Source organism: Nocardiopsis quinghaiensis (genome assembly GCF_008638365.1).
In the GTDB taxonomy this organism is placed as follows: Bacteria; Actinomycetota; Actinomycetes; order Streptosporangiales; family Streptosporangiaceae; genus Nocardiopsis; species Nocardiopsis quinghaiensis.
The window spans coordinates 150,547-174,488 of the sequence record NZ_ML703337.1 but is presented as its reverse complement, the minus strand read 5'-3'; the positions used below and the strand labels follow the sequence as shown (position 1 = coordinate 174,488).

Here is a 23,942-nt window from a genome sequence, read left to right as displayed (position 1 = left end):
CCATGTCCAAGAGAATCCTCGCCCCACTGGCCTGCCTGGCCGCCGTCACCGCCCTGACCTCGTGCAGCGCGGACAGCGGAGACTCGGCCGACGGCCTCACCGTGACCGCGAACTCCACCGACCGCGTGCCCATGGACGCCGTGGTCGCCGCCTTCCAGGAGAGCAACCCCGACACCGACGTCACCGTCACCTACGCCGACACCGACCAGCTGCAGAGCACCCTGCGCACGCAGCTGTCCTCGGGTACCGCCCCCGACGTCTTCACCGTCTGGCCCGGCAACGGCAACCCAGCGGCGCTGCAGCTCCTGGCGCCCAGCGGCTACCTCGCCGACCTCAGCGACACCGAGTTCGCACCGAAGATCCCCGAGGGCGACCGCCCCGTCACCGAGTACGAGGGCATCACCCACATCGTCCCCGTCACCTACAGCGGTATCGGCGCCATCTACAGCAAGGAGGCACTGGCCGGACTGGGCGCCGAGGAGCCCACCACCTGGGGCGAGCTCATCGACCTGTGCGGCACCGCACGCGATGAGGGCATGAGCCTGTTCGCCCTGGGCAACCAGACCCCGTGGGTGACCCAGCTGGTCACCTACGCGCTGGTCGCCACCACCGTCTACGGCGACGCCCCCGGGTTCGCCGAGCGGATGGCCGCGGGCGAGGCCTCCTTCGCCGAGTCCGACTGGAAGACGGCGATGGAGAAGTACCTGGAGATGGAGGAGGAGGGCTGCTTCAACGACGACCCCCTCGGCACCAGCTACGAGGCCTCCGTCAGCAGCGTCGTCCAGGGGAAGTCGGTCGGACTGGTCCAGGTCGCCACCACCCTGTCGCAGGTGCAGTCCGAGATGGGTGACGCCGAACTGGGCATGTTCGCCCTGCCCGCCACCGACAACGCCGACGAGACCCTCATGCCGGGCTCGGTCTCTGCCGCCTACGGAGCCAACGCCGAGAGCGAGCGGATGGACGACGCCATGGCCTTCGTGGAGTTCCTCGGCTCGGCCGAGGGCCAGGACATCTACGCCAGCGAGGGCGGCACCCTGACCGCGCTGCCCGACGACAGCCGTGAGATCGACCCGGCGCTGACCAGCCTCACCGAGTTCCAGAGCGACGGCCGGACCGTGCCGTTCATGGACCAGCGCTGGCCCAACCCCCGCGTCCAGCAGACCCACTTCACCGTGGTCCAGCAGCTGTTCGCCGACGACATCACCGTCGACGAGGCGCTGGCCGAGATGGACGCCTCCTACCAGGCCGAGTAGGCGGTGTCTTTTGCGGGGCTCCGCTCCGCGCCGCCCCGTGTTCGGGCGCACGGGGAACGGGAACCCTCGGCCTCCGCGCCGTACGCCCTCGTTCCTCGGCCACACGCTCCACGGCCTCCAGAACCCCGTGGGCGCCCGAACGGCAACCCCGACACCAAGGCCCCCGTCCACATGACAGGTCCTGACCCCACCCCGCCCGGATCCGGTGCCCCCCACCGGCTCCGGGCGGTCCCTCCCACCCCCCGACCCCCCGGGAGCCTTCGATGAAACGCAGAACCCTGCTGTCCGCGGCCGCCGTCGCCGCCGCGGCCACCGCCCTGCACCCGCACTCCGCCCTGGCCAGGCCCAAGCCCCGCGACGGCTCCGGCGCCACCCCCGAGGAGCGCGCGGAGGAGCTGCTCACCCGCATGAGCAGGCAGGACAGGACCGCCCTGCTGTGCTGTGACTTCGACGCCGTGGCGGGCCTGGGCATCCCTCCGATCCTGTTCGCCGACGCCTCCGCCGGCGTCCGAGGGGAGACCGGCGTGACCGCCTTCCCCGTGCCCGTCGCCCAGACCGCCACCTTCGACCCCGGCCTGCTCGGCGACATGGGCGCGGCCATCGCCGAGGAGACCCGGGGCAAGGGCTTCAACAGCGTCCTGGGCCCCACCGTGGACCTGGCCCGTACCTGGCGCTCGGGGCGCACGGCCGAGGGCATGGGGGAGGACCCCCACCTGGCCGGACGCCTGGGAGCGGAGATCACCGCGAGGATGGTGGAGGGCCATGTCAGCACCACGGTCAAGCACTTCTCCGCCTACAACCAGGAACGCGACAGGCTGACGGTCGACGTCCGCGTCTCGGAGCGGGCCCTGCACGAGACGCACCACGAACCCTTCCGGCACGTGGTCGCACGCGTTCCCGAGACGTCGGTGATGACCTCCTACCCGCGGGTCAACGGCGTCTACGCGCCCCAGAACCCCGGACTGCTCGACGACCTCAAGGACACCCTCGGCCTGAAGGGCTACGCCGTCCCCGACTTCTTCTCGGGAGACGACCAGGTCGCCGCCGCGGAGGCGGGTATGGACCTCGTCGGCCTCGGAGCCGACGGAGTGCAGATCCCCCCGGAGGCCCTGGCCGGGCTCTCCGCCGAACGCCTGGACGACGCCGCGCGGCGGATCCTGGTCACCATGTTCGCCGGAGGCCTGTTCGACCACCCGGTGCCCCCGGCCAAGAACACGGTCAGCACGTCCGCCCACCGGGAGCTGGCCCGCGAGATCGCGGTGCACAGCACCGTGCTCCTGGCCAACCCGGGCTCCCTCCTGCCACTGGCGCAGGATACGAGCGTCGCCGTCATCGGCCCCGCGGGCACCGACTTCGTCACCGGCATCGAGGGCTCCACCTGGGTGGAACCGGGGGAGTGGACCACGCCCCTGCAGGCGGTCCGGGAGCGGGCGGGCGGCCGGGTCACCCACGCCCAGGGCAGCCGCGGCGACGTCTCCCTCGACACCGTCCCCTCCTCGGCCCTGCGCACCCCCGACGGAGGTCCCGGTCTGCGCGGCGCCTTCTACGAGGGCTCCGAACCGCAGGGCACCCCCGTGGCGACCGCGGTCACGGGCGAACTCGCCTTCGAGGGCGCTCCCGTCGACGGGCTGCCGCGGGTGTGGTCGGCGCGCTGGAGCGGGACCCTCACCGTCCCGGCCGACGGCCTGTGCCGTTTCTCCCTGCTCTTCTCCGGGAAGGCCCGTCTCGTCCTGGACGGCGAGACCGTCACGGACGGCGTCCGGGCCAGCCGGGACTTCATGTTCGGCCCCCACACCTACCCGCTGCAGGCCGCGCGCGAGTTCACCGCCGGACAGGAGGTGGAGGTGGTCGTCGAGTACACCAACGACGGCGCCTTCATGGGCGCGACCGACCTGCGGTTCGGCTGGCAGCCCGAGTCCGCCATCCCCGAGGCGGTGGCCGCCGCCGAGGCCGCCGACACCGCGGTGGTCGTGGTCAACCGGGTGGCCGGGGAGAACATGGACCACACCTCCCTCGCCCTGCCCGGAGACCAGGACGCGCTCGTGCGCGCCGTGGCCGCCGCCAACCCGAACACGGTGGTGGTGCTCAACACCGACGGCCCCGTCCTCATGCCCTGGCTCGACGACGTGGGCGCGGTGGTCCAGACCTGGTACGGCGGCGCCGAGACCGGCCCGGCCCTGGCCTCGGTCCTGTTCGGCGACGCCGACCCCGCCGGGCGGCTGCCCCTCACCTTCCCCGCCGGCGAGGAGCAGGGGCCGGGCGCCTCCGCGCGGACCTATCCCGGTGTCGACGGCGCCGTCCACTACGACGAGGGCCCCGACATCGGGTACCGCCACTACCAGCGCCACGGGCAGACCCCCCTGTTCCCCTTCGGGCACGGCCTGTCCTACACCTCGTTCGAGTGCTCCTCCCTGGGGCTGCACCACGACCGCGGCGGTGACGAACTGGTCGTCGGCGTCAACGTGCGCAACACGGGGGACCGTGAGGGCCACGAGGTGGTGCAGCTCTACGTCGACCTGCCGGAGCAGGCGGACGCCGCCCCGGCCCAGCTCAAGGCCTTCCGCAAGGTCCGTCTCGGCCCGGGCAAGCTCCAGCGCGTCAAGCTGGCCGTGCCCCTCGACGACCTGCGGGTCTGGGACGAGGCCTCCCACGCGTGGCGCCTCCTCTCCGGCCTGTACCGGGTGAGGGCCGGCCGCTCCTCCGCCGACCTGCCGCTGGAGAGGACCATCAGCCTCGGCTGACCGTTCCTCGGCCCCTTCCCGGCCCCTTCTCCGCCCCTTCACGGCCCGGACCCGCCCGGCCGCCCGCGCACCCCGCCGGGCGGCCGGACGGGTCCGTCGCCGTTCCCGCCGCGTCCCCTCCGCCGCGCCGCACGGAGACGGTATGCCGCGGGCGGCCGTATCCGTCCGGTGAATGGCTGGTATAGCGAATTCGCTCTTCCCGGTGACGTGGAACACATGCAGGCTGGACACACGAAACAGGAGTGAAACGTCCGGGGAACTCCTTCCCCCTCCTCCGGCTTCGTCCCCTCGTGCCACCGCGTCCTTCCGGCGGCGCGCTTCCATCCCCCGCGATGACAGCGAGGTACTCCCGTGCCCGACACGACCCTTCCCACACCCGGCCGGCAGGCGCCGCCGGGACACGACCGGCAGGCCGGCACCGTCCAGCTGCTCCTGCTGCTGCTGGCCAGCTGCATGCCGATCCTCGGCAGCGTCCTGATCGCCCCGGTCCTTCCCCAGATGGCCCGCGAGTTCGCCCAGGTCCCGGCCGCGAACATCCTCGTCCCGGTGGTGCTCACGGTCCCCGCCCTGGTGATCGGACTGACCGCCCCCTTCGCCGGAGCCCTCGTGGACAGGGTCGACCGCAAACGCGTCCTCCTGGTCGCCATGGTCGGCTACTCCGTGGTGGGCACCGCGCCCCTGTACCTCGACACGCTCAACGCGATCGTCGCCAGCCGGGTCCTGCTGGGCCTGTTCGAGGCGGCCATCATGACCTGCTGCACGACGCTGATCGGTGACTACTGGTCCGGTACCCGCCGGGCGCGGTACCTGGGCATGCAGGTGCTCACGACCACCTGCGCCGCGACCGTGTTCCTGCTCGCGGGCGGGATGCTCGGCGCGTGGGGATGGCGTGCCCCGTTCTGGCTCTACCTCGCCGCACTGCTGCTGGTGGTGCCGATGGCGGCACTCCTGTGGCAGCCGAGGCGCTCCGAGAGCGAGGGCTCCGTCCGCCTGCCCTGGCGCCAGCTGCTGGGCCCGTGCACGGTCACCCTCTTCGGCGGGGTGGTCTTCTACGCGCTGATCGTCCACCTCTCCTACGTCCTGGACGGCGCGGGCATCACGTCGACCGCCGCGGTGGGCATGATCAGCGCGGTCATGTCACTGGCCACGGCCGTGGGAGCCGGGCTGTTCGGGAGGGTCTCCGCCGTGACACCGCGGGTGCTCGTCCCGATCGAGTTCGGGCTGTCCGCCCTCGGGCTGGGGGTCGTCTTCGCGGCCGGGCCGGTACCGGTCATCATCATCGGCGCTGTCATCACCGGCTTCGGCACCGGCCTGCTGCTGCCCACGCTGGTCCTGTGGGCCATCAACAGGCTCTCCTTCGAGCAGCGCGGACGCGGAACCGGCCTGTGGACGGGGGCGCTGTTCGTCGGCCAGTTCGCCTGCCCCCTCATCGTGACGGCGATCGCGGCCGCGGGCGCCGACCTGCAGAGCTCCCTGGGGATCCTGGGCGCCGCTTCGGCGGTCATGGCCCTGCTCCTCGTGTTCACCATGCGCACCACAGCGCGGACACGCGCGGCGCGACACTGAGACATCCCCCGGGGCCGCCGCGGCACTCTCCGCCCTGTGACCGCGGCGGCCCCGGACAGGAGGAAAGCATGGCCAGATCCCCTTCCGGAGAGTCGGTGGTCGAGCGCGTCGTGCGCCTCCTCGGCGCCTTCGAGCGGGACGTCTCCGCCCTGACGGTGTCCGACCTCGCCCGCCGGGCCGACCTGCCCGTGGCGACGGCGCACCGACTCGTCGGAGAACTGGTGGGCGCCGGGCTGCTGGAGCGGGACGCGGACCGCCGCCTACGCGTGGGCCTGCGCCTGTGGGAGATCGCCTCGCACGCGCCCCGCACGCAGGGACTGCGCGAGGCGGCCCTGCCGTTCCTGGAGAACCTCCAGGCCGCCACCCGGCAGCACACACAACTGGGGGTGCTCGACGGAACGGACGTGCTGTTCGTCGAGCGCCTGTCCGCCCCCGGGTCCGTGGTCAACCTGACCAGGCTCGGGGGACGCCTGCCCCTGCACGCCTCCTCCAGCGGACTGGTGCTCCTGGCCAACGCCGGCTCCGGCCTCCAGGAACGTGTCCTCGCGGAGCCGCTACCCCGGTTCACCGAGCACACCCCGCACGAGCCGGAGAGGCTGCGCGCGCTCCTGGCCGGGGTCCGCCGCGACCACCACGTCGTCTGCCGCGGCTACATCCACTCCGACGCCATGGGGATCGCCGTCCCGGTCCACGCCCCCGCGGGCGAGGTCGTCGCCGCCCTGGGCGTCGTGGTCCCGCATCCGTCCGAGAACCCGGGGCAGTACGTCTCGGGCCTGTGGACCGCGGCCCACGGCATCACCCGGGCCCTGCGCGGACGCTGAGCCCTCCCTTTCCATTGGACGGAATCGGCCTTGGCCTATGACCCAGGTCACAGGACGATGGGAACGCGGCCGAGGGACCGGTGGCTGCCGGCCCTTTCCACGGCCCGCATGATCCGGCCTCCGATATCCCGCCCACGGCGGAACTCCCTGAGCGCGCATATGAGCGCGAAAAGGGATTCCCGGCCCCGGGGACGGGGCCGGAACCACGGAAAGGGGAGAGGACGGCGATGTCGAACACGTCCGAATTCGACGGAAACGGGATCGAACTGGAGGTTCGGTCGAAGGAGGCCGCCGCGCGGGGTGTGGCGGTGCTGACCCTGGCCCGCCCCGACTCGGGGCGGCTGCCCGACTGGACCCCCGGCGCGCACATCGACCTGGCGCTGCCCACCGGACAGGTACGTCAGTACTCCCTGTGCGGCGATCGCTGGGATCCGTGCGCCTACCGCGTCGGGGTGCTCCGCGAGCCCGGCGGACGCGGCGGCTCCGCCCACATCCACGACGAACTGGCGGTGGGGGAGCGCGTCACGGCCGGCGGCCCGCGCAACAACTTCCCCCTCGTGCCCTCGCCGCGCTACCTGTTCATCGCCGGGGGCATCGGTATCACCCCCCTGCTGCCGATGGTGCACCAGGCCCACATCCTCGACGCCGACTGGCACCTGCTCTACGGTGGCCGCTCACGCGCCTCGATGGCCTTCCTCGACGAGCTGGCCCCCCACGGCGACCGGGTGAGCGTCGTGCCCCAGGACGAGCGGGGCCTGCCCGACCTGGCGGCCGCCCTGGGATGGGCGGGTCCCGACGCCAAGGTGTACTGCTGCGGCCCCGAGCCCCTGCTGGCCGCGGTCGAGGAGGCCTGCGCGGAGCGGCCGCCCGGCGTGCTGCGCACCGAGCGCTTCGTGGCCCGCGACCAGGGAGCCCCCGTGCGCGGGGAGCCCTTCCAGGTGGAACTGGCCCGCTCGGGGCGCACACTCACGGTCGTGCCCGGCCAGTCGGTGCTGCGCGCCGTGGGGGAGGCCGGCGCCAACGTGCTGTCCTCCTGCCGCCAGGGCACCTGCGGCACCTGCGAGACCGGTGTCCTCTCGGGGACCCCGGACCACCGCGACTCCGTGCTCGACGACGACGAGCGCGCGGCGGGCGACCGCATGCTCATCTGCGTCTCCCGCGCGGTCTCCGACCGCCTCGTCCTGGACCTGTGACCCCGCCGGCCCGTGATCCCGACGGACCCCGCCGGGTCCGTGCACCGTCAGACCGCTGACACCGCGAAGGAAGCCCATGGACACCACCGCCGTCCTGCCCACCGACGACACCGACCCCTTCTCCCCCTCGGTCCTGGAGGACCCGGCCGAGCTGCACGCACGGCTGCGCGAGGCCGGGCCGGTCGTCCACCTGACCCGTCACGACGTCTACGCCCTGAGCCGCCACGAACACGTCCACGCGGCGCTGCGGGACTGGCAGCGCTTCCAGTCCGCCGCGGGGGTCGGCCTGAGCAACTTCCGCTACGAGGAGCCGTGGCGGCCGCCGAGCCTGCTGTTGGAGGCGGACCCGCCGCACCACGACGCGCCCCGCGCCGTGCTCAGCGGGGTCCTGTCCCCGAGAGCGCTCCGCTCCCTTCGCGGGAGGTGGTTCGCCGAGGCCGAGGAACTGGTCGACCAGGTGCTCGCCGACGACGAGTTCGACGCGGTTCCGAGCCTGGCCCAGGCGTTTCCGCTGCGCGTCTTCCCCGACGCGGTGGGCCTGCCCCGGCAGGGACGGGAGAACCTGCTTCCCTACGGTGACCACGTCTTCAACGCGTTCGGTCCCGACAACGCCCTCGTGGCCAGGGGAAGGCCCGGGCTCGGCGAGGTCTCCGCCTGGATCAACGCCCAGTGCCGGCGCGAGACGCTGGACTCCGCGGGGTTCGGCGCCCGGATCTGGTCGGCCGCCGACCGCGGGGACATCACCCACGAGCAGGCTCCGCTGCTGGTGCGCTCGCTGCTCACGGCGGGGGTCGACACCACCGTGCACGGGCTCGCGGCCGTCCTGTACGCCTTCGCCACGCATCCGCGCCAGTGGGACCTGCTGCGCCGCGACCCCTCCCTGGCGCGGATGGCCTTCGACGAGGCCGTCCGCTGGGAGTCGCCCGTGCAGACCTTCTTCCGGACCGCGCTCACCGAGGTGGAGATCGGCGGCACCGTCATCCCCGACGGGAAGAAGATCCTGATGTTCCTCGGATCGGCCAACCGGGACCCGCGCCGCTGGAGCGCGCCGGACGCCTTCGACCTGGAGCGCGACCCGTCCGGCCACGTCGGCTTCGGCATGGGCGTCCACCAGTGCGTGGGCCAGCACGTCGCCCGACTGGAGGCCGAGGCGCTCGTGACCGCGCTGGCCCGCAGGGTCGAACGCCTCGAACTGACCGGACGTCCCCGGCGCCACCTCAACAACACCCTGCGGGGGTGGGAGTCGCTCCCCGTACGCGTCACCCGGACCTGAACCGAGGGGCGAGAGGCGTGGCGCGCGCAGGCCGTCGCGGCGGCCCCCATCAGAGAACGAGGACCCCGTCGGATATGGCGGCGGGGTCCTCGGCGGCGAGGGGGTCGCCGCCGGGGCCGCCTCCGAGGTGTCCGGGGCGGAGAACGGCGCCGTGTAGGATGGGAAGGGAACGAAGATCACATTTCGTTCTGATACAGCCCGGCTGGCCGGGCCGAGGGTGTGACGACGACGCATGATCCGGCACTTCGGGCCCGAGCCGCAGTGCTCCCGGCACAGGTTCGGATCCGTGCCCCTTCCCGCGCACCCGTAACGCGTGTGCCGCGCCCACGTTTCTTCGTCCGGAGCAGCGTACGCACGCACGCCCGCTCTGGGGATTGTGGAGCACTCCACTCATGGCTCCTTTCACACACCGTCCACCAGCCGTCTCCGACATCTTTCCCGCGGCTCCCGGGCCGAGATCCAAGCAGGTGCCTGGTCGTATCTGCGGTGGCATCGGCCCGATGACGATTCCCGAATGCCGTGACCAACCGTTCGAGGTGTTCCGTGCGGACGGCGACAGGATTGTCGTCGCCCCGTCCGGGGTAATTTCCTTCAGCGCGGCGGGAGACTCCCTCCCGGCCGTGGCCCGAAGCCGGGCTGGAACGCTGGGAGGCGACCTGCGAGCGGGGGATTCGTCGAAGCAGGTCGGCAGGCTTCCGGAGTCCTCCGGGACGCGGTACCTTCCATCAGTTCACACGACGACGGGGGAGGCCCTGGTTGATGACCCAAAGTGACAAGGTGGATGCTGGCACAGGAGCGGGACGACGGCGCGGAAGCGACTTCGCCGTCCTCTCCCGGACCGCGAGCGAGGCCGGACTACTGAGGAAGCGCCCGGGCCACTACGCGGCGCGGATCGCCATCACGCTGTCCCTGCTCTTCGCGACCTGGACGGTCTTCGCCCTGATCGGGCCCTCCTGGTGGCAGCTGCTGACGGCCGTGGTGCTCGCGGTGCTCTTCACGCAGACGGCCTTCATCGGACACGACGCCGGACACCAGCAGATCTCCGAGAACCAGCGGACCAACACCCTGATCGGGTGGATCCACGGCGACCTGTTGGTGGGACTGGGATTCGGTTGGTGGGTCGGCAAGCACGACCGCCACCACGCCCACCCCAACCACGAGGGGAAGGACCCCGACATCGCCGGAGCCGCCCTGGCCTTCAGCCGGGAGCAGGCCCTCCAGCGCCGTGGTGGCCCGGCCCGGTGGCTGGCCCGCAGCCAGGCGTGGCTGTTCTTCCCGATGCTGCTCCTGGAGGCCTTCCACCTGCACGTCGCCTCGGTGCACGAGATCATGCGGAACACGCTGCCGACGCGGGTCAGGGTCGTGGAGGGTTCGCTCCTGGCACTCCACTTCGCCGGCTACCTCACGATCATCCTGGTCACGCTCACTCCGCTCCAGGCGCTGTGCTTCATCCTGGTGCACCAGGGCCTGTTCGGCCTCTACATGGGTTGCTCCTTCGCTCCGAACCACAAGGGCATGCCCGTCCTCGAAGAGGGCACCAAGACGGGTTTCCTGCGCCGTCAGGTCCTCACCTCCCGCAACATCCGCGGGGGTCCGCTGACCGACCTGGCCCTGGGCGGACTGAACTACCAGATCGAGCACCACCTGTTCCCCTCGATGCCCAGGCCCAACCTGCGCCGGGTGCAGCCCCTGGTCCGGGAGGCGTGCGAACGGTACGGGCTCGACTACTACGAGACGAGCCTCCTGCGCTCCTACACCGAGGTGCTGCAGCACCTGCACAGGGTGGGGGGCCCGCTGCGTCCGGAACTCGAGTACTGAGCCCTCCCGCCAAGTGCGTACCTAACCTCTCAGGTCAGTACACCTAGGCGCCTCAGGCGTCCGGGCCGTGTCCGAAGGTGGGGAGGCCGCGCACGGCTGTGGTCAGGGCGGCGCGGACGAGAGCGCCCACGCCGCCCGGAGGGGCACCGGGCGAGCCGGAGGGGTGCCGGGCCTGCTCCTCGGCGGCCAGGCGCAGCGCCGCGTTGAGCATGGCCGCCTGCACACGGACGGACATGCCGTCCGCGGGGTCTCCGGAGCGGGCGGCGATGATGTCGGCGAAGACCGACTCGGCCGCGTGGTGGACCTCCAGCCAGACCGCCATGAGCCCCGGCTCGGTCCGGGTCATCCGGATGAGGTCCATGACGGAGTCCTCCACGAGCGGGGCGTCGCCGTCGAAGAACCGCTCCTGGTCCAGGTACTCCAACAGGGGCGTGTCCGCCGGGCAGGCGCGCAGGTGACCGGCCACGAGGTCCAGGCCCTCGGTGAGCAGGGGCCGGACGCAGCTCTCCTTGGTGGGGAAGTACCGCCACAGCGTCCTGGTGGAGAGCCCGAGCGCGTGCGCGATGTCGTCGCCGGTGGTGCCCGAGACCCCGTTCGCGGTGAACAGCCGCACGGCGGCGTGCGCGATCTCCATGCGGACGATCTCCCTGCGCCGCTCGGTCATGGGCGGGCGGCCCCTCCCCGAACGCACGCGGGTGGAGTGGTCGTGGGACCGGGTCTCCGCCACAACCATCCCTCCGCTCGTCCTGGCTCCGGGGCGGTCCAACTCTATCCGCGTCCACGGCTCTCGCGAAAATATTTGTCACTGAGCGACAAAAAGTCCTAAAGTGACAGAGAGCAATCGTGGGGCCGCCACGGTCCGCCCTGCGGCCACGTGGCGCCGGCAGCGCTAACGAGAGGACTCCCCATGGCCGACCCGGGCCTGAAGGACAAGAACGTCATCGTCACCGGAGGCGGTTCCGGCATCGGGCGATCGACCGCCCTGCGACTGGCCGGGGGCGGAGCCGGGATCCTGGTCGCCGACCTCAACGCCGACGCCGCCCAGGGCGTGGCCGAGGAGATCCGCGAGGCCGGCGGCACGGCGGAGACCGTCATCGGCGACCTCAGCCGCCAGGACGTCGTCGACGAGGTCGTCGCCACCGCCACCGCCCGCCTGGGCGGGATCGACGTCCTGGTCAACAACGCCGGCGTCATGGACGACATGTCCGCCACCGCCGACGTGGCCGACGAGGTCTGGGAGCGGCTGATCCGCGTCAACCTGACCGCGCCCTTCCTGATGACCCGTGCCGTCCTGCCGCACATGGTCGAGAAGAGCGCCGGGTCGATCGTCTTCACCGTCTCCGAGGCGTCCCTGCGCGGCAGCGCGTCGGGCGCGGCCTACACGGCCTCCAAGCACGGTGTGGCCGGGCTCGTGAAGTCCACCGCGATCATGTACCGGGACCGGGGCGTCCGCGTCAACGCGGTCGCCCCGGGCGGCACCGCCACCGGCATCAGCGTCGACCTCGACCCCGGGGCCCACGGTCCGGCCGTGTTGGGCACGTACGCCGCCAACATGGGCCGCGTGGCCCAGCCGGAGGAGATGGCCGCGGCCATCGTCTTCCTGGCCTCCGACGCCGCCAGCAACATCAACGGCGTGATCCTGCCGGTCGACAACGGCTGGGCGGCCGTCTGACCGGACTTCCGGTCCCCCTCCAACGGCCCGGGAAGACGGCCGTGAGCCGTTGGGCGGGGTGATCCGATCCTTCGGTGCCCGGGAACAGGAACTGTGGCACCTGTCGTGCCGACGACCGTTCCCCCCATCCGTTCTCCATGAGAATGCCCTGCCGAATACGCGCGGGGAACCCGGGCCGGGGAAAAGGAAACCGGCGTTCCCCCGAAGTGGCGTTCCTTTCCGGATACGCCGATCCGACAGGCCAGGTCATGGTGTGTTCGGGGAATTCCCCCGCCCTCGTTTTCGTTATAACAGAGCAGGTGTCCCTACCGGAAACACCGGCCCCCGAAGAACCGTTCGGTGAGTGCTGGTCCGGTGTCCCTGCGAAGACGGGGAGAGCGAGACCTCGGGGGGGAGTATTGCGGCACACCGAACACGGGCCGGACGAGTGGGGCGGACAGGTGCGCGGACCGTTCCAGGACCGGCGGGCCGCGGTGGAGGAGGCGACCGGCCGGGCCGGAGCCCCCACGGCGCCCACGCTCGTGCCCTCCGGCGCCGACCTCGACTCGATGCCCTCGGAGGCGATCGAGTCCATCGGCCGACTCGGCGAGGCGATCTCCGCGGCCGCGCGGCGGGCCCTGGAGGCACGGGCCTCGGTAGGGGAGCCGGGATCCGCCGCGCACGCGTGGAATGTCCTGGTGTCGGCCGACGGGGACTACTCCGTCCGCGAGGCGGCCCACATCCTCAACCGGGACCCCGCCATCTCCACGGGACAGCGACGGCTGTTCTCCTTCATCCGGGCCAGCGGTATGGTCTCCGCCGGAACCGACGTTCCCAAGGCCGGGCACGAACGCCGTCTGCGCCTGCGGCCCACGTCGTACAGCCATCCCCGCACGGGCAGGCGCGTCTCGGCGAAACCGCAGCTGCGGGTGACCGCCGAGGGGCTGAGGTACCTCCACCAGCGCCTGGGCGGGCCCGCCCGCCCCGCGGTGGACGAGGCGGCCTGACCCGGTCCGGGGACGCTCCGTTCCCCTTCGGGCCACGCGAGCAGGTCAGCGCCGGTGGCCGTGTAACCGCGCGCGGCGAACAGCGCGCGTGCGGCGTCCACGGGTCTGGTCCGTGTCGCCTGCCGTTTCAGGTCCCGCAGGCCCTCCCCGGCCACCTTCGACCCCTCGCCCGGTCCACGGAGAAACCATCGGCTTCCCTGACGGGACGGGGTACGGCGGTGCGGAGCAGGGGCACCCGCCGTGCCAGCGGTCGTGGAGGTTCCGGCCGTCGGCTCAGCGCCGCCCGCGCGAGCCGTAGCCCGCCACGTGCAGAGCGAGGAACAGCAGCCCGGCGAGGGTGAGGGTCCTGGTGGTGATGAGGTTCTGGATGTTCTCGCCGAGAAGTTCCAGCAACAGGGCGAGCCCGAACAGGATCGCGGCGATGGTGGCGAGCACGGGGGGCCTCCGGGGGTGGGAGCGTGGCGGGTCGTGCTTCGCTTACCCGATGGCCGCGGCGGTAACCGCGCCGCTCCGGTGGTTCCGCTGATCCGCGGTCACCGCGTGGTGCGCCCTCACCATGGCGACGTGTCGAGCAGCGGTTCGGTGTGCTCCTTGCACCACGCGATCATCTTCGCGACCACCACGTCGTGCTCCCCGTAGCCCCGGGCGATCTCTCGTAACGCGGGCTCCGCGTCCTCCAGGCGGGCATCATGGGCTGCCTCCATCCCCAGGAGGACCACTTGTTCCTCCTCCACCGGGGACAGCGAGTCCCCACGCTCCAGGTGTGCGTCACGCAGACGCAGCTTCTCGCAGACGAATCTCGCCGAGGTCGGATCCACCCCGACCGACGGCGGCACGGACGGCGAGGGGGACGCGGACTCCACAGCGGCCTGTGAGGACGCCACGTCCTTCACCGGCTCAGGCGCGGCGGAACAACCGCATACCGCGGTCACCAGAGCAGCGCAGACCAGAGCACGCGGCAGCTTCACCACACACCTCCACGCGGGGAAGAGGCGCCGACGCAGGCGGCGCGGGAGGGCTCCAGTGTGGCACCCGCGGCCCAGGGGCACGAACCGTCCCCCTCCGCGGGGAAGGAGCGGACTCACCGCACGGAAGCACCCGCACCCGCACCGCCTGGTGCCCTGAACGGCACGGGTCCCGTACGCCGTGGTTCACCCGGACCGGGCGTCAGCGGCCCATCTGGTCCTCGGCGGACAGGTGCTCCACGGTGACGCCCGTGTCCGTGAACGTGCGCGTCACCGTGGGAGAGGTGTAGACCCACAGGATCCGCAGCGGGGTGTCGCCCACGTTGCGGAACAGGTGCGGGACGGGGGAGGGGATGTAGGTGGTGTCGAACCGGCTGAGCCTGGTGACCCCGCCCTCCACCACGACCTCGGCCTCGCCTTCGAGCACGGTGACGTGTTCGTCGCAGTTGTGCGAGTGCATCGGCGCGCCCGAGCCCACCGGGTAGACACTCATACCGCTGGTGATCCGGTTCTCTCCGGGGGCCGACTCCTTCGTGACGAGCGGAGTCGTGGTGACCGCGCCCCCGCGATCGAGAAGGGGGACCTCGGACGCCTTGATGATGACTGTCACCGTGTACTCCTCTGCCTGGGCTTCGTGCCGCCGAGGCTAATGCCAGGCATCCGCTGTGAGGAGGCACGAAGCGTGCGCCTTTACCTTGCAGCGCGTGCTCTGGGAGTACGGCGGAGCGCGCTGTACGGTCGTGGCTGATTCCACCCCGCGATTCCGATGCAGAGGCTGCTCATGAGACCCCCCATTCTCGAACCCGGTGACATGAACGAACGGCAGAAGGAGGTCGCCGAGCGCATCGCCGGGCGCCGGGGCGCCGTCCGGGGCCCGTTCCGGATGTGGCTGCACAGCGCCGAGCTGTGTGACCGCGTCGAGTCGCTCGGCGCCTTCGTTCGCTTCGAGTCCTGCCTGCCGCTGCGCCTGCGGGAGTTGTCGCTGCTGCTGGCGGCGCGGCACCTCGACGCCCAGTACTCCTGGAACGCCCACATCGACAAGGCCGTGGAGGTCGGCATCCCCGCCGTGGTCGGCGACCGCGAGCGCCTCAGAGGACCTCGCCGAACCGGACGCTCCGGTCGGTGAGCCTGGGGCGGACCGCACCGAGGATGTACTCGGCGAAGTGCTCCGAGGCCGCGTGGGCGTCGAAGGCCGCCCGGTCCTGGCGGTACGGGCCGTGGACGGCTTCGAGGAGGCCGTCGAGGCGGTCAACGACTCGGTCTACGGGCTCTCCGCCGCCGTCTTCACCCGGGGCCTGCGCGCCGCCCACCGGTTCGTCGGCGAGGTGGAGTGCGGGCAGGTCGCCGTCAACACCGTCACGATCGGCTGGGACGTGCACCACCCCTTCGGCGGCTTCCGCGACTCGGGCTCGGCCTTCAAGGAGCAGGGCTCGGAGGCGCTGCGCTTCTACACCCGGGTCAAGACCGTCGCCATCAACATCGGCCTGTGAAGGCCGTCGCGCAGGACCGGAAGCGAGGGAGGCAGCATGACTGACGAGGTCGTCGGGATCGTCGGCGCCGGCATCGTCGGGCTCGCGGTCGGCCGGGAGGTCATCCGCAGACAGCCGGGAACACGCGTCGTGGTGCTGGAGAAGGAGGACCGCGTGGCCGTGCACCAGACCGGCCACAACTCCGGGGTCGTCCACGCGGGCCTCTACTACAAGCCCGGCAGCCTCAAGGCCCGTCTGTGCACCCGCGGCAGGGGCATGCTGCGCGAGTACTGCGCCGAACGCGGACTGCCCTACGACGAGTGCGGCAAACTCGTCGTCGCGGTCGACGAGGACGACGTGGCGAGGCTCGACGACATCTACGCCAGAGCCGACCGGAACACCGTTCCGGGGCTGCGCCGCGTCGGTCCCGCCGAGATCCGCGACATCGAACCGTACTCCGAGGGCCTGGCCGCCCTGCACTCGCCGCACACGGCCATCACCGACTACACGCGTGTCTGCCAGGCCTTCGCCGAGGACATCGTCGCGGAGGGCGGGGAGATCCGCATCGACTCCCCGGTCACACGGATCGACGGGTCCGGCGACTCACTGCGGGTCGTCGCGGGCGGAGAGACGGTGCGGGTGGACCACCTCATCGTCGCCGCCGGTCTGCAGACGGACAGGGTCTCCCGCCTGGCCGGGGACGAGGCCGGCCCCAGGATCGTCCCGTTCCGGGGCGAGTACATGCTGATCCGCCCGGAGAAGGCGCACATGGTGCGCGGGCTCATCTACCCCGTGCCCGACCCCAGGTACCCCTTCCTCGGTGTGCACTTCACCCGCCGGGTGTCGGGGGACGTGGAGGTGGGGCCCAACGCCGTCCTCGCGTTCTCCCGTGAGGGCTACCGCCGCTCCGACGTCCGCCTGCCGGATCTGGGCGACAACCTCTCCTGGCCCGGTTTCTGGGCCATGGGGCTCCAGCACTGGCGCACCGGAATCAAGGAGGTGTACGGGTCCTTCTCCAAGCGCGCCTACATGAGGTCCGCGCGGCACTACGTGCCCGAGATCGGTCCCGGCGACGTCGTACGCAGCGGCTCGGGCGTGCGCGCCCAGGCGCTCGACCGTGACGGCGGACTCGTCGACGACTTCCGCGTCAACCGGCTGGGGCGTGTCACCACCGTCCGCAACGCGCCCTCGCCCGCCGCCACCTCGTGTATGGCCATCGCCGAGCACGTGGTCGACGCCATTCACGGTGAGAACGCGCGGTGAAGGCCTTCCACCCCATTCGGTATCGATCCGGTCCGGGCGACGGCACGCGCGCCCCCTGGGGTCGGGTACCGGCGAAACCGCTGGACGCCGTGGGTCCGTAGGCGCTCGTCCGGACAGCCAGGGGAGTGGGCGCCGCCCCGGCCTCAGCGGCCCTCCCTGCGCCTCGTCTCCGAGGCGGCCAGGTTGCTCTCGAGCTCACCGAGCGCGCGCAGGACGTCCCGGCCACGCCCGGAGCGAGGACGGGGCCGGAGCACCTCGCTCCCGTCGACGAGGGCGCGACCGACCTGGTCTCGTTCGGCCAGCTCTTCATCTCCAACCCGGACCTGCCCGAACGGCTGGCGTCGGGGGCCGAACTGGCCGAGCCCGACATGTCCAGGGCCTACGGCGGTGACGAGCGCGGGTACACCGACTACCCCACGCTGGCCGAGGGCATGATCCGGTCCTGACGAGGATCGGTGATGTCCACACGGCACGAAACGCACCGCGCCGTGGTGGCCACCGGGGCGGGTGGGGCCGGATCGTGGACGGCGGCGTGTTCATGAACCGATCCGGCGACGTGCCGCTCGGAGGGCGGGGCGGCCCCCGAACACCTCCCGTCCGGGGGCTGTCGCACACGTCCCGGGCCAGAGCCGAAGCCCTGGCCTGGGAGGGCGTCGCCGGGGTATCCCAGCCCGGCCGGGAGCGGCCTGGCCGCCCATGTCCTCCCCCTCGGGGCCGGGGACGATACGGAGTTCGCTCCAGATCACAGGAACGAGTCAATCCGCACCCTCCTTCGGCTGGAGCATCCGGCATTTCGCCAGGGAGCGCGGGGTGCTCCCCCTCCCGGCCCCGGCAAGGGTGTCGATCCCGGCATTTCTCCGCAATCGGGCTCTGGCACACTCGTTTGGGTCCCCGCCTGCTCTGGAGAACCCATGTCCGAATCCCTGCCCCTCCCGCTGTGGTCGTTGATCGCCGCGGTCGCCCTGGTCGTCACGGTGCTGGCGGTGTGGGCCATGCGCCGCCTGGTCGCCCGCAGACCCACGCGCGTGGAGGGGGGCTCGGGGGCGGCGCCCCTGCACGGCGGCTACCTGGTGGCCACCGCCGTCATCGCCGCGGTGGCGCTGGCGCTGATCCTGGTCGCGTTCACCATGAGCTACGCGGCCCTGTACGAGGCGGCCACCTGGCTGGAGGCCACCCAGCTGCACGCGATCAACGGCGGTGACCTGCGCTTCCTCTTCCCGCTGGGCATCGACGCGGTCATCGTCTACTTCCTGGCCATGGACCTGCTCATGGAGTGGCAGGGTCGGCGCCACCCCCTGAACCGGTGGGCCGCCTACGCCCTGTCGGCCATCACCATCATCCTCAACGTGAGCCAGGGGGACGGGTCCACCGCCTCCTACCTGGGCCACGCCGGCCCGCCCATCGTCATCATCCTCATCGCCGAGGGGGTGGCCGCCTGGGTGCGCCATCTGGCCGGCATCGCGCACGGCCAGTCCGCCGACCGCATCCCCGTGGGGCGGTGGGTCGCCCACCCGCTCTCCACCATGAAGGTGGCCCGGCTCATGCTGGGCTGGGGCATCACCTCCTACCCCCAGGCCCTGGAGCGCGAGCAGCGCCGCCAGCTGGCCTACGCCATGCTGCGCGAGCAGCACGGCCGCACCTGGCGCCGCCACACCCCCCGGCACCTGCGGTGGATGCTCGACAACGGCTACGACCTCGACACCGCCTACGAGCTGACCCGGGCCATGACCATGTCCACGGTGGCCATGACCGCCGCGGAGGTGACGGCCCTGGCCGGCAGCACCGGTCACCGCCGCCCGTCCGCCCCGGCCCACACCGGGCAGGAGCGGGCCGGCACCTCCGGCACCGTGTCCTCGCGGGCCCGCACCGCCTCCCGGGCGCAGGGCACGCACTCCTCCTCCACCCCGCGCGCCCGCCAGGTGGAGGAGACCCCTCCCGCGGAGCCGCTCGCACCCGCGCAGAAACGTCAGCGCGTGCGTGAGCTCCTGCGGTCCTTCCCCGGGATCACCGACACCGAGCTCGCCCGGTACATCAACGCCTCCCCGAGCACCGCACGCCGCTACCGCAACGAGATCACCCACCAGCGCCTGGGAGTGGACATCCCGGGACACACCCCCGGCCAGGACCCGGCACGGCGCGACGAGGACAAACAGCGGGAGGACACCGCTCCGACGCTGGCCACGGCCCGCTCGGAGCCCTGACACACGGGGTGGGAGCCCTTGGTCACCGGAGGCCGCCGTCCGCCACGGGGCCGCCGCTCCGTCGCGGTACGCCCAGACGACGGTCCTGGAACGGCGGCCGGCACCGCCGGGAAGGAACACGTACATCCCGACCGGGCCGCCCCCCGCTACTCGCCTCCTCTCCCCGCCCCCTTGGACGACTCCGAGGGCCCACGCGGAGTGCGGACGGAGCACGGGACGAAGCGAGGATGAAGGCCGCTCGACAGCGCCCGAGGACGGGCTGACCGCAGCGGTGAGCCCCGGTCGGCGATCGTGGAGACGCCGAACGCTCCAGCGCCCACGGTCACCAGGAGTGACTCGGCCTCAGATGAGTCAGGGGCCGGTGTGGTCCTTGCCGCCGCCCACCGGGGGAAACCCGGTAGGGCCACGGCGCCGTCACAGAGCGCGGACCGTGAGCACCAGCGGGGTTCGGACACCGTGTTGCGCGCCGGCCTCGGCCAGGAAAGCGACCAGCCATCCCAGAGCGTCCAGGGACCACTCGGCAAGGGTGCCGTAGACGGTGGCGCGGTGGTGGCCGGGGCCGTTCCACAGGTGGTCGGCGATGCCGGGGACCAGCCCTTCGGCCGCGTCGGCGTCCCCTTGCGCAAGTGTGGGGCCGCACGCGAAGACGCGCTGCTCGAACGTACGCATCCACGACAGCATCCGGGACGCCGCGTCGACGATGGAGGGGACCTGCCCGCCGTCCAGGGTGACCTGGACCCGCCGTGCCAGGCCCGGATCGGTGTCGGCGAGCCACCCGGTGTCCTGGAGCAGGGCCAGCACGGCCGGTGCGGCCGTGCGCCCCGCCGCGGCGCGGGTTGGCACGGGCACGAGGATCTGCAGCGCGTGCAGGTCCAGGACGCCGATCCGTGCCGCGACGTCGCCGGCACAGGAGAGGAGCGGCTGGGTCGGCAGCGGCCGCTCGGCCGCCGACCCGGTCAGCGATACCTGGAACCAGAGCTTGCGTGTCAGCGGACCTGGGGAGCCCGCCTCGAAGTCCTGTCCGGCGTCGTTCATGCCCCACAGACCGCCGTGGGCGCCGGGTACGGCATCGGTGAGCCACTCCAGCGCCGAGGACCGGGAGAGGAACAGGCTGTAGGCGTCGGAGGATGCGGTACCTGGATCGTGCCAGGGGTGCACCGCGAGTTCTCCGTGGAGTGCCGCCAGCATCGTGTCCTCACCCATGCTCGGTGCTCCCCTCGGGTTCTCTCAGCGCTCGCAGTTGATGTGGCGGGTGGGGGTGGTGAGTGTGCCTGAGAAGGTTCTGGCACTGATCTTATGGTTCCTTCACGAAGGGTCACGGAGATCTGTGTTCCTGAGCCACTGTTGACGAGCACGAACATGACAGCCGGTCCGCCGGACCGGAGCCGGGGCCCAGCTCCTGGAGGCGTTCACCGAGGCCGCGCGCGAGGTGGGCCTGGAGCGGGTGTCCGCCGTCCCGGACGGGGTGCCCGGCCGCGGGGCGGGTCGGCTGGTCGAGCCACCCGTCGCCGTCGAAGTCGGCCACCGACGCCGTGACCTGCTCGTCTCCTTCACGTGGGCTTCCGACCAGGTCGCCCGGTGTACACGGCTCCGCGAACCCCGATTCCCCGCCGAAGGAGATTCCCAGGTCGGTGCCTGTGCCCTCGGTGCCGGTGATGCGGTCGAGGTGGCCGTCGTTGTTGACATCGGCGATCAGCCTGCCCCTGGAGTCCGAACACGGAGGGAAGGCGCTGGGCCCGGACGGCTCAGGTGGTGGAGCCGGACGGATGCAGCCGGTGAGTGTCAGACCCAGGCCGGCTGCCGCCCAGAGTCCTCGGTGCCCTCGGCTGGTGATCATCTCGCGTGCCCGTCCTTGGTGGGGTATCGGCCAGAAGAGAAGAGTGTCACCGGGTGCCGGGTCATCCGCAAGCAGAGTCTCGGTGAGGTCGCGGTGGCCTCCGCGCGACCGAGCGTTGCGCGGGGGCTTTTTCGCGCCCGCTTGGGAACAGGGAGTAAATGCCCTGTCACTTCTTGCTTCGAAGGGGTATCAGTGCAGGTCATCGGGATAGAGGTCCCGGAGGACATGACCCACACACCGGAGGTTCCTCATGCGCAAGCTCGCCTCGTCCCTGGTGCTGGCCGCCGCCGTCCTGGCCCTGGGCGCCGCACCCGCCCACGCCCAGGAGGAAGACGACACCGAACCCACTGAGATCGATGTCCAGATACTCGCCATCCCTGTGGTGGAGAACATCACCGACTACGCCTGGAGCTTCTACGAGTAGTCCCACTCCCCAGGGGCCCTGCGCGACGCGATGTCGCGCGGGGCCTCCTTTGAGTTCGCAACGGGTCCGCCCACCGTTCCACCGGCGCGTGCGTGACCGTCCCGTGCTCTTCGGTGCGTTCTGCCGCCAGCGGCTGCACGAGTCCTTCGGACGGGCGGGGTCCGTGCTGGCGCTGATGAACGGCTGCACCGGCGCCCGCTGGTCGGAACCGGTCGCCCTGAGGCCCCACGACTACGACGAGACCAACCACGCCGTCCCGGTGCGCACACCGCTACGGGAGGTGGGCGGGTACCTGGAGACGGCCAAGGGCCCCAAGACCCCGGCGGGCAAGCGGTGGATCCAGCTCCCGCCGTTCCTGGACGCCCTCTGCACGGATCTGACCGAGGCCTGTGAGGAGGACCATCTCTTCAGCGGGCCCCAAGGTGGGCTGCTGTGCCGGGGGAACTTCCGGGCCCGGCTCTGGCGTCCGGCCTGGGACGGCGATCCCCGTAGCGGTGGGGCCCGGTGGCGGCGTCCGCTGCTGCCGCACTCCACGTTCAACGAGGGACGTCACACCGGAGATGAAGCGGCGTGTACTCAGCGTGCTCGAAGACCGGTGGCGGGGGAGTGCGGCGGCTCTCACGGACCGGGAACGCGAGTGGCTCTTCGCCGTGGCACCACCCTCGAAGAGCACCACCGTGGAGACGGCGAAAGCGGGCTCCCGGAGGAACCCGCTTCGAAGACGATCTCCCGGATATCTCCCAGTCCGGGCTGGTCCGTCTTCACCCACATGTCAGGTAAACCCTCTGACCTGCGGTGATGCTGGTGGGCGATACAGGACTCGAAAGTGAATTCGGCACTCCTTGCTGAACTGCAAAAATGCGCTGTGGCCTGCTGAAATGCTTGGAAACAAGCGGAAACGCGGTACAATGGGAACCAAAGGAGTTTGGCAAGAATTTGGCACGGGATTCCCTCGGTTGGCGTCTCCGTGCGCCGACCGAGGGAGTCCCGTAAATGTCGCGTCCGAAGCGAGCCAATTGCCCCCATTGCAGGCGCAAGACGCCACATGCCCACGGTGTGCGCCATCTCCCGCCGACCAAGGCGTGCCCTCGGGGGACGTTCCAGGCTCGGTTGCTCACCCCTGACGGCCTCCAGACCGGCCGGACCTTCCAGACCGAGCGGGACGCGGTCGCGTGGCTCGGTGAACAGCGCTCGATGATCAGCAAGGGCACGTGGACTACGGCCACGGCGCAGCTCGCCACCACGTTCGGCGACTATGCCGAGCGCTGGATGGCCACGCGCACCGTGCGCGGCCGTCCGCTGGCCGACCGCACCCGCGCGACGTACCAGGACCTGCTCGACCGGTTCATCCTCCCCGAGTTCGCCCCCACGCATCTGCACACGATCACTCGCGAGGACGTGAAGCGCTGGCACGGCCGCCGCCTGCCTCAGGATCGGCCGACGACCAGGGCGAAGGCGTACAGCCTGCTGCGGGCGATCCTCGCCGGGTCGGTGGACGACGGGTACCTGTCGGCGAACCCCGCCCGTATCCGAGGGGCCGGACAGGTGCGGCGACGCCACACGATCCGCCCCGCCTCCGTCGAGGAGCTGGCGGCGCTGACCGGGTCGATGCCGCCCCGCTACCGCCTGATGGTCGCCCTCGCCTCCTTCTGCGCGCTGCGCTACGGAGAGCTGACCGAGCTGCGCCGGGGCGACGTGGACGTCAAGGCCGGTGTCCTGCACGTCTCCCGCGCGGTGGTGCTGGTCGAAGGCCGGTTCGTGGTCAAGACGCCCAAGAGCGACGCGGGCGATCGCGACGTGGCGATTCCGCCGCACCTGCTGCCGATGGTGCGCGCCCACCTCCTCGAACACACCGCGCCGGGCGCGGACGGGCTGCTGTTCCCCGCTCGCACCGACCCGTCCGGGCACCTGCGGCAGTCCAGCTTCGCGAAGGTCTACTACCCGGCCCGCGCGAAGGCCGGACGGCCGGACCTGCGGTTCCACGACCTGCGCCACACGGGGGCCACGCTGGCGGCCCAGTCGGGCGCGACCCTGCGCGAGCTGATGTCGCGCCTGGGCCACTCCTCCTCTCAAGCGGCGATGAACTACCAGCACGCTGCCGGGGACCGGGACGCGGCGATCGCCCTCCGCCTGTCCGAGATGACCGGCTGGACCGAGGGCCTGGACGCCACGACCGGCGAGTGACCGGAAAGCTGGAACGGCCACAGAATCGCCACTGAGGCACGAACGGCACCACGCGCGTGGTTGCATCCGGGAACGCCTCCCAGTTCCGCACAGTGGCTCTCATGGCCGTATAGGCACATTTGGCACGCTGGTAGACTGGAAGCAGAGCCCACCGCCCGAGGGTCGCCGCCATCGCTCGGGAGCACGGTCACTCGCTGCCACCGAATCACCCGGCAGAGCAGCGAGCGCGGAGTTGAGAGCGGTTCCTTCCGGAGCCGCGACGGTGAGAGTCCCAGC

23 protein-coding genes are annotated in these 23,942 nt (G+C 71.5%); 17 read left to right on the top strand and 6 right to left on the bottom strand.

What is annotated here, in order from left to right; translation table 11 throughout:
- The first annotated feature begins 2 nt into the window (after window positions 1-2).
- The 7 genes from FYX01_RS00800 (at window position 3) to FYX01_RS00770 (ending at window position 10,665) form a co-directional block, all read left to right on the top strand.
- Window positions 3-1,253, top strand: a complete 1,251-nt coding sequence (locus tag FYX01_RS00800) for an ABC transporter substrate-binding protein (RefSeq protein ID WP_150236448.1) — start codon at window positions 3-5, stop codon at window positions 1,251-1,253.
- Between the two features lie 263 nt (window positions 1,254-1,516).
- Window positions 1,517-3,994, top strand: coding sequence for a glycoside hydrolase family 3 protein (locus tag FYX01_RS00795; RefSeq protein ID WP_150236447.1), 2,478 nt, complete (start codon window positions 1,517-1,519; stop codon window positions 3,992-3,994).
- A gap of 351 nt (window positions 3,995-4,345) precedes the next feature.
- The gene (locus FYX01_RS00790; protein WP_223830239.1) at window positions 4,346-5,560 is read left to right on the top strand and encodes an MFS transporter; all 1,215 of its coding nucleotides are present in this window, start codon (window positions 4,346-4,348) and stop codon (window positions 5,558-5,560) included.
- 68 nt (window positions 5,561-5,628) lie between these two features.
- Window positions 5,629-6,381, top strand: a complete 753-nt coding sequence (locus FYX01_RS00785) for an IclR family transcriptional regulator (protein ID WP_150236446.1) — start codon at window positions 5,629-5,631, stop codon at window positions 6,379-6,381.
- Between the two features lie 227 nt (window positions 6,382-6,608).
- A complete protein-coding gene (locus FYX01_RS00780) occupies window positions 6,609-7,574 on the top strand; it encodes a PDR/VanB family oxidoreductase (RefSeq protein ID WP_150236445.1) in 966 nt (321 codons plus the stop codon).
- A gap of 76 nt (window positions 7,575-7,650) precedes the next feature.
- On the top strand, window positions 7,651-8,847 hold the full coding sequence (locus FYX01_RS00775; protein WP_150236444.1) for a cytochrome P450: 1,197 nt from the start codon (window positions 7,651-7,653) through the stop codon (window positions 8,845-8,847).
- 759 nt (window positions 8,848-9,606) lie between these two features.
- Window positions 9,607-10,665 carry a fatty acid desaturase family protein gene (locus tag FYX01_RS00770; protein WP_150236443.1) on the top strand — a complete coding sequence of 353 codons (1,059 nt, stop codon included), beginning with the start codon at window positions 9,607-9,609 and terminating at the stop codon, window positions 10,663-10,665.
- A gap of 52 nt (window positions 10,666-10,717) precedes the next feature.
- Here FYX01_RS00770 and FYX01_RS00765 read toward each other — a convergent pair whose 3' ends face one another.
- Window positions 10,718-11,329 carry a TetR/AcrR family transcriptional regulator gene (locus tag FYX01_RS00765; RefSeq protein ID WP_150236603.1) on the bottom strand — a complete coding sequence of 204 codons (612 nt, stop codon included), beginning with the start codon at window positions 11,327-11,329 and terminating at the stop codon, window positions 10,718-10,720.
- Between the two features lie 243 nt (window positions 11,330-11,572).
- Between FYX01_RS00765 and FYX01_RS00760 the strand changes: the two genes are divergently transcribed.
- Together FYX01_RS00760 and FYX01_RS00755 are read left to right on the top strand one after the other, a co-directional pair.
- On the top strand, window positions 11,573-12,337 hold the full coding sequence (locus FYX01_RS00760) for an SDR family NAD(P)-dependent oxidoreductase (RefSeq protein WP_150236442.1): 765 nt from the start codon (window positions 11,573-11,575) through the stop codon (window positions 12,335-12,337).
- A 398-nt stretch (window positions 12,338-12,735) separates the two neighbouring features.
- On the top strand, window positions 12,736-13,323 hold the full coding sequence (locus tag FYX01_RS00755; protein WP_223830238.1) for a phage antirepressor KilAC domain-containing protein: 588 nt from the start codon (window positions 12,736-12,738) through the stop codon (window positions 13,321-13,323).
- A 273-nt stretch (window positions 13,324-13,596) separates the two neighbouring features.
- Here FYX01_RS00755 and FYX01_RS25960 read toward each other — a convergent pair whose 3' ends face one another.
- The 3 genes from FYX01_RS25960 to FYX01_RS00745 form a co-directional block, all read right to left on the bottom strand.
- Window positions 13,597-13,758, bottom strand: a complete 162-nt coding sequence (locus FYX01_RS25960) for a hypothetical protein (protein WP_190394131.1) — start codon at window positions 13,756-13,758, stop codon at window positions 13,597-13,599.
- Between the two features lie 116 nt (window positions 13,759-13,874).
- The gene (locus FYX01_RS00750; RefSeq protein ID WP_223830237.1) at window positions 13,875-14,207 is read right to left on the bottom strand and encodes a hypothetical protein; all 333 of its coding nucleotides are present in this window, start codon (window positions 14,205-14,207) and stop codon (window positions 13,875-13,877) included.
- A 283-nt stretch (window positions 14,208-14,490) separates the two neighbouring features.
- Entirely contained in the window at window positions 14,491-14,898 is a 408-nt protein-coding gene (locus tag FYX01_RS00745) for a cupin domain-containing protein (RefSeq protein ID WP_150236441.1), read from the bottom strand.
- Window positions 14,899-15,099: 201 nt separating this feature from the next.
- Between FYX01_RS00745 and FYX01_RS00740 the strand changes: the two genes are divergently transcribed.
- From FYX01_RS00740 to FYX01_RS00715, 5 genes are all read left to right on the top strand, one after another.
- The gene (locus FYX01_RS00740; protein WP_223830236.1) at window positions 15,100-15,414 is read left to right on the top strand and encodes a hypothetical protein; all 315 of its coding nucleotides are present in this window, start codon (window positions 15,100-15,102) and stop codon (window positions 15,412-15,414) included.
- 37 nt (window positions 15,415-15,451) lie between these two features.
- The gene (locus FYX01_RS00730) at window positions 15,452-15,778 is read left to right on the top strand and encodes an aldehyde dehydrogenase family protein (protein WP_150236440.1); all 327 of its coding nucleotides are present in this window, start codon (window positions 15,452-15,454) and stop codon (window positions 15,776-15,778) included.
- A gap of 36 nt (window positions 15,779-15,814) precedes the next feature.
- Window positions 15,815-17,020: an L-2-hydroxyglutarate oxidase gene (lhgO, locus tag FYX01_RS00725; protein ID WP_150236439.1), complete on the top strand. Its 1,206-nt coding sequence runs from the start codon at window positions 15,815-15,817 to the stop codon at window positions 17,018-17,020.
- A gap of 125 nt (window positions 17,021-17,145) precedes the next feature.
- The gene (locus FYX01_RS00720; RefSeq protein WP_190394130.1) at window positions 17,146-17,466 is read left to right on the top strand and encodes a hypothetical protein; all 321 of its coding nucleotides are present in this window, start codon (window positions 17,146-17,148) and stop codon (window positions 17,464-17,466) included.
- A 465-nt stretch (window positions 17,467-17,931) separates the two neighbouring features.
- A complete protein-coding gene (locus FYX01_RS00715; RefSeq protein WP_150236438.1) occupies window positions 17,932-19,221 on the top strand; it encodes a DUF2637 domain-containing protein in 1,290 nt (429 codons plus the stop codon).
- Between the two features lie 414 nt (window positions 19,222-19,635).
- Here the strand turns inward: FYX01_RS00715 and FYX01_RS00710 are convergent, their stop codons facing one another.
- On the bottom strand, window positions 19,636-20,424 hold the full coding sequence (locus tag FYX01_RS00710; protein WP_150236437.1) for a hypothetical protein: 789 nt from the start codon (window positions 20,422-20,424) through the stop codon (window positions 19,636-19,638).
- 112 nt (window positions 20,425-20,536) lie between these two features.
- Window positions 20,537-21,058: an FG-GAP repeat domain-containing protein gene (locus FYX01_RS00705; RefSeq protein ID WP_150236436.1), complete on the bottom strand. Its 522-nt coding sequence runs from the start codon at window positions 21,056-21,058 to the stop codon at window positions 20,537-20,539.
- A gap of 250 nt (window positions 21,059-21,308) precedes the next feature.
- Between FYX01_RS00705 and FYX01_RS25955 the strand changes: the two genes are divergently transcribed.
- The 3 genes from FYX01_RS25955 (at window position 21,309) to FYX01_RS00695 (ending at window position 23,666) form a co-directional block, all read left to right on the top strand.
- On the top strand, window positions 21,309-21,482 hold the full coding sequence (locus tag FYX01_RS25955; RefSeq protein WP_190394129.1) for a hypothetical protein: 174 nt from the start codon (window positions 21,309-21,311) through the stop codon (window positions 21,480-21,482).
- Between the two features lie 88 nt (window positions 21,483-21,570).
- Window positions 21,571-22,281, top strand: coding sequence for a site-specific integrase (locus tag FYX01_RS26445; protein WP_223830235.1), 711 nt, complete (start codon window positions 21,571-21,573; stop codon window positions 22,279-22,281).
- Between the two features lie 311 nt (window positions 22,282-22,592).
- Window positions 22,593-23,666, top strand: coding sequence for a tyrosine-type recombinase/integrase (locus FYX01_RS00695; RefSeq protein ID WP_190394128.1), 1,074 nt, complete (start codon window positions 22,593-22,595; stop codon window positions 23,664-23,666).
- Window positions 23,667-23,942 lie beyond the last annotated feature (276 nt).